General features: G+C 33.6%; 2 protein-coding genes. Both read right to left on the bottom strand.

Features of this window, described 5'->3' with window-relative positions; genetic code table 11:
* Positions 1 to 10: 10 nt before the first annotated feature.
* Positions 11 to 1147: a glycerate kinase gene (locus tag COZ07_RS05060; RefSeq protein ID WP_406607494.1), complete on the bottom strand. Its 1137-nt coding sequence runs from the start codon at positions 1145 to 1147 to the stop codon at positions 11 to 13.
* Positions 1148 to 1517: 370 nt separating this feature from the next.
* A complete protein-coding gene (locus COZ07_RS05055) occupies positions 1518 to 2753 on the bottom strand; it encodes a CdaR family transcriptional regulator (RefSeq protein WP_406607493.1) in 1236 nt (411 codons plus the stop codon).
* Between the last annotated feature and the right edge of the window lie 298 nt (positions 2754 to 3051).

The raw sequence follows: 3051 nt of genomic DNA, 5'->3' as shown, positions 1-3051 counted from the left end.
TTTTCAAAACTCAATGGAAAAGATTCTGTCTTCCTCTTAAAAACTGCTTTATGCTCTTTTTAATTAACCAGATTTTCTTGGTTTTAATCTCACTCAATCTCATTGGAGGTTCGCTGACCTTGATCAAGGTATCGATTCCGTAGGATTGAAAAATTCGAGAATCCTCTTCTATAATAGCAGCTACCGCTACCACTGGAATGTTATGCTTTTTAGCAATTTTGGCTACTCCAATAGGAGCCTTTCCGTAGATAGTCTGACTATCAATCTTCCCTTCACCGGTAATAACCAGATCAGCATCCTTTATAGCTTGTTCAAGTTTCACAGCTTCAATCATAATCTCAATACCTGGTCTAAACTCTGCATTTAAGAAAGCTATTAAACTAGCTCCCAAACCTCCGGCAGCTCCTGCCCCTGGTATATCTTTTATATCCTTGTGTAAATCTCTTTTTATTAATTCAGCAAAATAAGCTAAAGATTCATCTAGTTCTTCTATTATCTCTGGGGTAGCTCCTTTCTGAGGTCCATATATCCTGGAAGCTCCCTGAGGTCCACAAAGTGGATTGTTTACATCCGAGGCGGCTAATACTTTTATATCAGATAAACGTTTATCCATACAACTAATATCAATCTTGACAATTTTCTTTAGTTCCCCTCCTCCAAAACCTATTTCCTCTCCGTCTTTGTCTAATAATTTTGTTCCTAAAGCCTGAACCATTCCTGCTCCTCCATCGTTAGTGGCACTTCCTCCAATGCCAATGATCATCTTTCGGCATCCCTGATTCAATGCTGCTTTAATTAACTGACCAGTTCCATAAGTGGTAGTTATTAATGGATCCCTTTTATTCTCTGGAACTAAAGTTAATCCTGAGGCAGCGGCCATCTCAACAATTGCAGTCTTTCTATCTCCCAAAATGCCATAAAAAGCCCAAACTTCATTCCCTAAGGGGCCAATAACTTTCTCTTCTAAAATTTTCCCTCCAGTGGCATTAACTAAACATTGAACTGTCCCATCTCCACCATCTGCCATAGGAATTTTTATAATTTCAGCTTCAGGGAAAACTTCTCTTATACCTTTTTCAATTGCATCGGATACTTCTATAGCAGTTAAACTGCCTTTAAAAGAATCTGGGGCTACTACTATTTTCATTACTCTGTTTATACCTCAATAATAATTTACTTTTATATTCTAATTAACTACTCAAGATATTCAAGGGGAAATTCTTTCCCCTTGAAAACCCCTTAATTCGCCCTTACCTCAATATTTATTAGACCCTTGAATATCTTGTCTTTAATATTCTTCATAATAATAAATCATATTCCTTAATTAAGGTATAGGAATTATTGAATTCCTATACCTTAAATTATACAACATCATAAATGGCTTTTCCTTTATATAAAAATACAAATAATACACTTTTTTTTAATATATTTTTGTATATTTTGTATAATTTATTAAGAAAATTATTTTAAAAATACCACTATTTTCATACCAAGTAACCCTTGGATGTCACTTACGATTATTTAATCTTCTCACCATCTTGATATATTTTCATCTTTAAAGCTACTCTCAGTTGTACAGCATCATCAAATTTCTTAGGGTCTAAACCAGTAATTTTCCTAATCTTTCCTAATCGATATAACAAAGTATTACGATGCATAAACAACGCTTTTGCTGTTTTAGTAATACTTAAATTATTATCAAAAAAACCCTGTAAAGTTTCTAATAAAAATTCATTTATCTTCTTCTCTTTATTACCCTTTGTAGAATAAATAGTTCTTTCAATGAATTCTTTCTGACTTTCTTCCTTTATCTCAGTTAATAACCTTCCTATACCCAGGTTATCAACGTGATAAATATCACCCGCCCCCAAAAGCCGACTACCCACATCTAATGCCTGGGTAGCCTCTTTAAATGATTTATTTAGTCCCCGAATGCCTTCATGATATTCTCCAATTCCGATAGTCACTTTAAACTTCATCCTTTGAGAAATAGTATTTTTTATTTTATCTCCCATTAAAAAAATTTTTTTTCTCGCCATCTCAGCCAAATCTTTTAGGTTAATGGTTTTTAGAGCTACAAATCTATCCCCCTCTAGGTAAGATACAATTTCCTGGGGCGAATTAATAAATATTCCTTGAATAGTTTTTACCACCTCATTCTTTAACCTTTGTAAATAAATCTCCCCCTCTTTCAATCCTCTAAAGGTCTGAAAACTTTTTTGGGCAGTCTTTCCAAACTGGTAGATATCCATGACCAGGGCTACCCGAGGAATCAGAATATCATACCCTACAATCTGTCCACGAGTGATAAATAAATCTGAATCATTTCCTATTCTCCCAGAAATTAAATCATGGACAAAATTCTCTTGCACCTGTTGTTCTAATTGTAATTCTTTTAATAAAAATTCTTGTTGTAACATCATTTCGACAGTCATTTTAATCACCTCTCCAAAAGGTGTAACTTCATTCGGCTCACCGGTAATACCCACTACCCCTATAATTTTGTTATTATATTCTATAGGGAGATTAATTCCTGGTTTTGCCCCCACTAAATGATTTATATCTTTAGAATAAATTTCCAACTTCTTTCCTTCTTTAATTACTTGGGCTGCTCCTTCATGAAACTGATTTAAGCGACTTTTATCTCCCGAACCAATAATCACTCCATTTTCATCCATAATATTAATATTTTTCCCTAAAATATTCATAGTTTTATCTACAATATTCTGGGCAAGTTTATGAGTAATTCTCATCAGTAAGTCACCTCTCTTCAAATAAAATTCGTATCTTGATATAGTATACAGTATCGAGTATCAAGTATCGTGTTAAGAAAGAGAAAGAAAAATACTATTCTACTTTTTATCTACCTCAATAAAGTTTATATCAGCAAATTATCTTTTATAATTATCTTATTCGGTAGAATAAACAAAAATCCTTCTTTTTAATTATATCTGTTGATTTAAAAATTACAACCATAGACAAGCGGGCCTGCCCTCGTGAAAACGGGGGGTGCCTGTCCTATGAATTGGTGAATAGGAAAATTGGATAATC

Origin of the sequence: Candidatus Infernicultor aquiphilus (genome assembly GCF_002784285.1) — a bacterium.
In the GTDB taxonomy this organism is placed as follows: domain Bacteria; phylum Atribacterota; class Phoenicimicrobiia; order Phoenicimicrobiales; family Phoenicimicrobiaceae; genus Infernicultor; species Infernicultor aquiphilus.
This window is presented reverse-complemented; position numbering and strand designations above follow the sequence as displayed.

Coding starts and splice junctions, on each gene's coding strand:
- COZ07_RS05060 (WP_406607494.1), bottom strand. CDS start 1,147: ATGAAAATAGTAGTAGCCCCAGATTCTTTTAAAGGCAGTTTAACTGCT.
- COZ07_RS05055 (WP_406607493.1), bottom strand. CDS start 2,753: ATGAGAATTACTCATAAACTTGCCCAGAATATTGTAGATAAAACTATG.